This window comes from Arthrobacter sp. Dra40, assembly GCF_059091905.1.
The window spans coordinates 1-5,784 of the sequence record NZ_JBNHHB010000274.1 but is presented as its reverse complement, the minus strand read 5'-3'; the positions used below and the strand labels follow the sequence as shown (position 1 = coordinate 5,784).

6 protein-coding genes and 1 pseudogene are annotated in these 5,784 nt (G+C 63.9%); 6 read left to right on the top strand and 1 reads right to left on the bottom strand.

From position 1 onward, the window contains the following. The first annotated feature begins 165 nt into the window (after window positions 1–165). From AC5RWT_RS33685 to AC5RWT_RS33660, 6 genes are all read left to right on the top strand, one after another. Complete coding sequence (locus AC5RWT_RS33685; protein ID WP_494084010.1) at window positions 166–615, top strand: hypothetical protein; 450 nt, start codon at window positions 166–168, stop codon at window positions 613–615. 222 nt (window positions 616–837) lie between these two features. After that, on the top strand, window positions 838–1,788 hold the full coding sequence (locus AC5RWT_RS33680; RefSeq protein ID WP_494084009.1) for an ABC transporter substrate-binding protein: 951 nt from the start codon (window positions 838–840) through the stop codon (window positions 1,786–1,788). 19 nt (window positions 1,789–1,807) lie between these two features. Then, the gene (locus AC5RWT_RS33675) at window positions 1,808–2,746 is read left to right on the top strand and encodes an amino acid ABC transporter permease (protein ID WP_494084008.1); all 939 of its coding nucleotides are present in this window, start codon (window positions 1,808–1,810) and stop codon (window positions 2,744–2,746) included. Beyond that, window positions 2,743–3,540: an amino acid ABC transporter ATP-binding protein gene (locus tag AC5RWT_RS33670; RefSeq protein ID WP_494084007.1), complete on the top strand. Its 798-nt coding sequence runs from the start codon at window positions 2,743–2,745 to the stop codon at window positions 3,538–3,540. The genes AC5RWT_RS33675 and AC5RWT_RS33670 overlap by 4 nt, the downstream gene beginning before the upstream one ends. A gap of 20 nt (window positions 3,541–3,560) precedes the next feature. Beyond that, on the top strand, window positions 3,561–4,526 hold the full coding sequence (locus tag AC5RWT_RS33665; protein WP_494084006.1) for a PDR/VanB family oxidoreductase: 966 nt from the start codon (window positions 3,561–3,563) through the stop codon (window positions 4,524–4,526). A 41-nt stretch (window positions 4,527–4,567) separates the two neighbouring features. Beyond that, window positions 4,568–5,347, top strand: coding sequence for a CPBP family intramembrane glutamic endopeptidase (locus tag AC5RWT_RS33660; protein WP_494084005.1), 780 nt, complete (start codon window positions 4,568–4,570; stop codon window positions 5,345–5,347). Window positions 5,348–5,533: 186 nt separating this feature from the next. Here AC5RWT_RS33660 and AC5RWT_RS33655 read toward each other — a convergent pair. Next, window positions 5,534–5,784, bottom strand: a pseudogene (locus AC5RWT_RS33655) (VOC family protein); the annotation flags it as partial.

The window sequence follows — 5,784 nt, the reverse complement described above, 5'->3', positions numbered from 1 at the left end:
CCGGCCCGAGGGCGAGTTCGATGTTTTGATCGCCCAGGACGGCGGAGTCGCCAGGGCGCGGCGCATCCTGGCCGCCTTGCTGAAAAAGGAGCAACAGGCGAAATCCGCACTGGGTTCGGCTGCCCGCCGGGAGCCGGTTGCTCCCAGGACGGCCTAGGTGCCCGGATGTGGATGCTGATTAGAGCCAACGCCCTCGGCGGGGAGACCTCCGCTGAAACTGGCGCCAGGATCCTGGCGGCGTGCCCGGATTCAGCCGAGCGCGGCGACCCGTGGCGGTGGACGGTGGAACTCGATGAATCCGGCCCGGAGCCGGCAGTAGCGCTTGAAGCCGACCACAGCTATATCGCCTCCGAAAGCCACCGCTTCACCGGCAGCCACACCGGCATGCTGGAGCGCGGTCCCGGCGAGCAGTTGATTGTGGCGGGACTGGCTGGCGAGGCGCTGGTCGCCGCTCAGGATGGCCCGTGGCAGCGGTGGCTGCGGGCCGGCGACATTTTCATTGTTGAAGGCGAGGAGCGTGAGGCAGTCCGGCTTTCGCTGGCTGGAGGAGAGTCCGCCGTCCAGGCCATCACCCTCGCCCCGCGGAAGGCCAAGGCGCTGAGATGGGTTCCCTGACGGCCATTCGCTGACCATCTGCACCTTGCACTACGCACCGCGCACTTGCGCGGTCCGGCTGGATCCGGGGGTGGCCGGCGCGGCGGCGGTTCCCACCGGATGTTCCGGCGCCGCCTGCTGCCTTCGCAGCTGAAATTGAAGCACCGAGGCACTGATCGTCTCCTGGTCAGTGCGGATCTCCATAACCGGACAACGCCGTCCGGACCATGAAAGGGAAAGTCCATGCGTCATTCACGTCAACGTGCCATCCGTGCCAATCTCCTTACCGGAACAGTGCTGCTGGCCGCGCTGTCCTTGGCCGCCTGCACGAACGCCTCAGGTGCGGCCACCGGTTCCGGAAACACAGCTGCTCCGGCCGCTTCCGACAGTGCGGCGGGGGCCGTGGAGGTCAACGAAGCCGCCCGCGATCTGCTTCCGGAGGCGATCCTAGCCTCCGGAACACTGAAGGTTGCCTCCGACCCGACCTACGCCCCGTTCGAGTTCTACGACACCGACAACCAGACCATGATCGGCTTCGACGTCGACTTCTCTGACGCCGTCGGCGCAGCCCTGGGGCTGGAAGTGGAGCACGTGCCGGCGACCTTCGACACGATCCTGGGGGGCCTGGCCTCCGGGAAGTACGACATGGCCATGTCGGCCTTCTCAGTCACGCCCGAACGCGAGAAGATCGTCGATTTCGTGCAGTACCTTAACACCGGCACGGGCATCGCCGTCGCACCCGGAAATCCCATGGGCATCTCCATGGACCCCATGAGCATGTGCGGGAAGAAGATCGCCGGTCAAAAGGGATCAATCCAATCGATGGAGTATCTGCCGGAGTTCTCCAAGGAGTGCACGGCTGCCGGGAAGGAAGCTATCAAAATCCAGAACTTCCCCGGGCAGACGGACGCCAACCTTGCGTTGTCGTCCGGCCGTGTTGACGGGGTTATCGCCGACAGCATGCCGCTGGCCTTCCAGGGCAAGGAAGCCAAGGGCCAGTTCGAACTGGCCGAAGGCGAGGATTTTGATCCCGCACCGTTCGGCGTCGCTCTGGCGAAGGACACCGGGATGAAGGAGGCAGTCACCGAGGCCGTGAAGGGCGTCATTGCTTCCGGCCACTACGAGGAAATCGGCGACAAGTGGGACTTCCCGAAGTCCGTGCTGATCACCGCCGACGCACTCCAGTCGAAGTAGCGGAAGAGGGAACCAGCTGATGACTGCCGTGACTGCCAGACGCGAGCCGGTCGCCCAACCGGTCGATGAATACACCATCGTCAAGGCCAAACACCCCGGCCGCTGGCTGGCTGCAGCCGTGATCTTCCTGATCGGTGGACTGCTGCTGCGCTCCGTCTTCACCAATCCGAACTTCGGGTGGGATGTGGTGGCGATGTACCTGCGCGACATCTCCATTGGCCGGGGCATCCTGGTCACGCTGGGGCTCACGGCCATCAGCATGGCCATTGGCATCGTGCTCGGCGTGGTCCTGGCCGTCATGCGGCTCTCGGTTAATCCGGTGGTGCGGGTTGCTGCATTTGCCTACGTGCACTTCTTCCGCGGCACCCCGGTACTGGTCCAGCTGCTGTTCTGGTTCAACCTGGCGGCGCTGTACCCCGTTATCACTTTGGGGATCCCGGGAGTCCACCTGGACGCGAACCAGTTCATTACCCCGATGACGGCGGCGATCCTCGGCCTGGGCCTGAACCAGGGTGCCTACATGTCCGAAATCGTGCGGGCCGGCATCCTCTCCGTTGACCACGGCCAGACCGAGGCCGCCGGAGCACTGGGCATCACCAAGCTGCAGACGATGCGCCGGATCGTGCTGCCGCAGGCAATGCGCGTGATCATCCCGCCCACCGGCAACGAAACCATCGGCATGCTCAAGACCACGGCCCTGGTCAGCGTGATCTCGGTGCCGGAGCTGCTGTACTCGGCGCAGATCATCTACGCACGCACGTTCGAGACCATCCCGCTGCTGATCGTTGCCAGCCTCTGGTATCTGCTGATCACCTCCATCCTCACGATCGGCCAGTACTACCTGGAGCGGCGGTTCGCGCGCGGCAACCAGCGGAACTTGCCGCCGACCCCCATGCAGCAGCTCAAGCGGTTCTTCGCAACGCATGACGCACTCTCCCTGAAAGGCGGCAAGAAATGACAGCAGTGAACGGTGCCGAGCCGATGGTCAAAGCGAATGGTGTCTGCAAAAGCTACGGCTCCAACCTTGTCCTGAAGGGGATTGACCTGCACGTCCAGCAGGGCGAGGTGGTGTGCCTCATCGGCCCCTCCGGATCCGGAAAGAGCACGTTCCTGCGGTGCATCAACCACTTGGAAGCCATCGACGGGGGGAGAATGTGGGTCAATGGCAAGATCGTCGGCTACGACCTCAAGGGCGGCAGGCTCTACGAGCAAAGCCATAACGACGTCTGCCACAGCCGCTCCGACATCGGCATGGTGTTCCAGCAGTTCAACCTGTTCCCGCACATGACCGTGATGCAAAACCTCATTGAGGCACCGCGGCTGGTCCGGAAAGAACGGAAAACAACAGCTGTGGCGCGTGCTACGGCGTTGCTGGAGAAAGTTGGGCTGAGCGAGAAGGCCGATGCTTATCCACGCCAGCTTTCCGGCGGCCAACAGCAGCGGGTAGCCATCGCCCGGGCCCTGTGCATGGAACCGAAACTGATGCTGTTCGATGAGCCCACCTCCGCGCTGGATCCCGAACTGGTCGGCGAGGTCCTGAAGGTGATGAAGAACCTGGCCATGTCCGGCATGACCATGGTGGTAGTCACCCATGAGATGAATTTCGCCCGGGACGTAGCCGATCGCGTGGTCTTCATGGACGACGGCTACGTCGTGGAGGAGGGGCCTGCCAGGGACATCATCACGAACCCTCAAAATGAACGCACCAAGGCCTTCCTCGCCTCGGTTCTCGCCGAGCCGGCAGCAGCCTGATACCCACTGTGAGTGCCATCATGAATGAAGAATTTTTCGACGTCGAAGTCCGGTCGATCGGCCGCGAGTCCAACTGCGTGGTCTCCCTGCAGCTGGAACATCCGCTGGGGGAGGAGCTGCCGGAGTGGGACGCCGGCGCACATGTCGACGTGCTCCTGCCCAACGGCATTCTGCGCCAGTACTCGCTCTGCTCCCAGCGGGCGGACCGTTCCGCCTGGCGGCTGGGGGTACTGCGTGAAGCGGCGGGGCGCGGCGGCTCCGCCTACGTGCATGACACGCTCAGGCCGGGTACCAAGATCCAGGTACGGGGACCGCGCAACAACTTTGCCCTGGCTCCCGCCCAGAGCTATGTGTTCATCGCCGGCGGCATCGGAATCACCCCGATTCTGCCGATGGTCCGTGAGGCTGCCGCAGCCGGAGTGCCGTGGCGCCTGCTCTATCTGGGACGTAGCCGCTCTTCCATGGCGTTTCTCGAGGAAATCCAGGCGCTCGGGGGAGACATCCATATCCATGCAGACGACGAGAGCGGCTTCTACCCGCTGGCAGACCTGCTGGAGGATTTGGACTCGGAAACCCACGTTTACGCCTGCGGCCCCGGACCGCTGCTGAATGTCATCCAGTCCATCGCCGACGGCTGGGACAGTCCCGAGCGGTTTCATTGTGAGCGGTTTACGGCCGCCACTGTGGCCCAGGACGCCCAGACGCCGTCGGAAGCGGAAGATTCAGCCTTCACCGTGGAACTGGCCGACGGCACCGAGATCCCGGTGGGACCCGAGGAATCCATTCTGCAGGCGCTCGAAGCGGTCGGGATCAACCCGTTGAACTCCTGCCGGGAAGGAATCTGCGGAACCTGTGAAACACCCGTACTGGGTGGCGAGATCGACCATCGTGACTCGTTGCTCTCCGACGATGAGCGCGAGGCCGGGGACACCATGATGATCTGCGTTTCCCGCTGCAAGGGACGGCGCCTGCTGCTGGACTTGTAGCAACTGCCGTACGTAAGCCATTGGCTTGGCAAGATGGGGTTATGGACAAGCAGAAGGTCGTTCCCGGGACGGCGCCGCGCACGCTGAGGTACTACCGGGCCGAAGTGCTCATCGTGCTCGGCCTGTCACTCGGGCAGTCGGCGGTCTACGCGGTGGTGAACCTGCTGGAGAAGATGACCCGCGCGCCACTGGCTTCGCAGACCACCACGCTGAACCCGGTGCTGAACCAGCGGGAAGTCTTCGATTTTGTGTACCAGATGCTCGGTATCCTCTTTGCGCTGGTGCCCGTGGCCTTGGTGCTGTTCCTGATGACCTCTCCAAGCCGGTCGGCCTTCCGTGCGATCGGGTTTACGTTCTCCCGGCCCCGGGTGGACTTCGGCCTGGGCTTCCTGCTGGCGCTGGCGATGGGTGCCGGCACGCTGGGCGTCTATGCCGCCGGCAGGGCGCTGGGGATCACCACCGCGATCGTCCCCGCGGCCCTAAACGAATACTGGTGGACCGTACCGGTGCTGGTGCTGTCAGCGCTCCGCCACGCCATCCTCGAAGAAGTGGTCATGGTGGGGTACCTGTTCAACCGGTTCGCCAAGTTCGGTTGGGGGATCTGGAGCACGATCTTCGTCAGCGCCGCCCTGCGCGGGACCTACCACCTGTACCAAGGGATCGGGCCCGGCATCGGAAACTTCCTGATGGGTCTGGTGTTCGGCTACGCCTATACCAAGGTCAAACGCGTGATGCCGCTGGTGGTCGCGCATGCACTGCTGGATATTGCCGGCTTTGTCGGCTATTCCCTGTTAGGGCCGGCCATCGGCATCGGGAGGTAACGGGGCGCGCTAGGGGCGGCGGTCATCCTTTGTCGGGCTGCCGATCTCTTGCGGCAGAGCGCCGAAGGATTCTGTCGGTGCGTCCGCTGCCTTACGCCGGGTGAAATCAAAAGCTCCGGTTCGGGCGACTGCTCCGCCTACATCGCGGAGCGGACGCCCAAACCGGAGCGAATGCGTGGGGAAAGCTCAGAGCTCGACGATGCCGTTGGCGGTTTCGAAGCGGACCGACATGATGCCCGGCGTGCCGTTCGGCGCTGTCCAGGCAACCTTGATGTCGTCCAGCAGGCTATCGACCGGAGTGCCGAGCCAGTCAGCCACGCGTTCCGAGGAACCCGCGATAGTCAGGCCGATCAGCTTGACGGTTGCCGGGCGGGCGTTGGACGGGTGAAGCGCCTCGGTGCCGTCATCCCAGCGCAGCATGTAGGGAACCTGCGGGT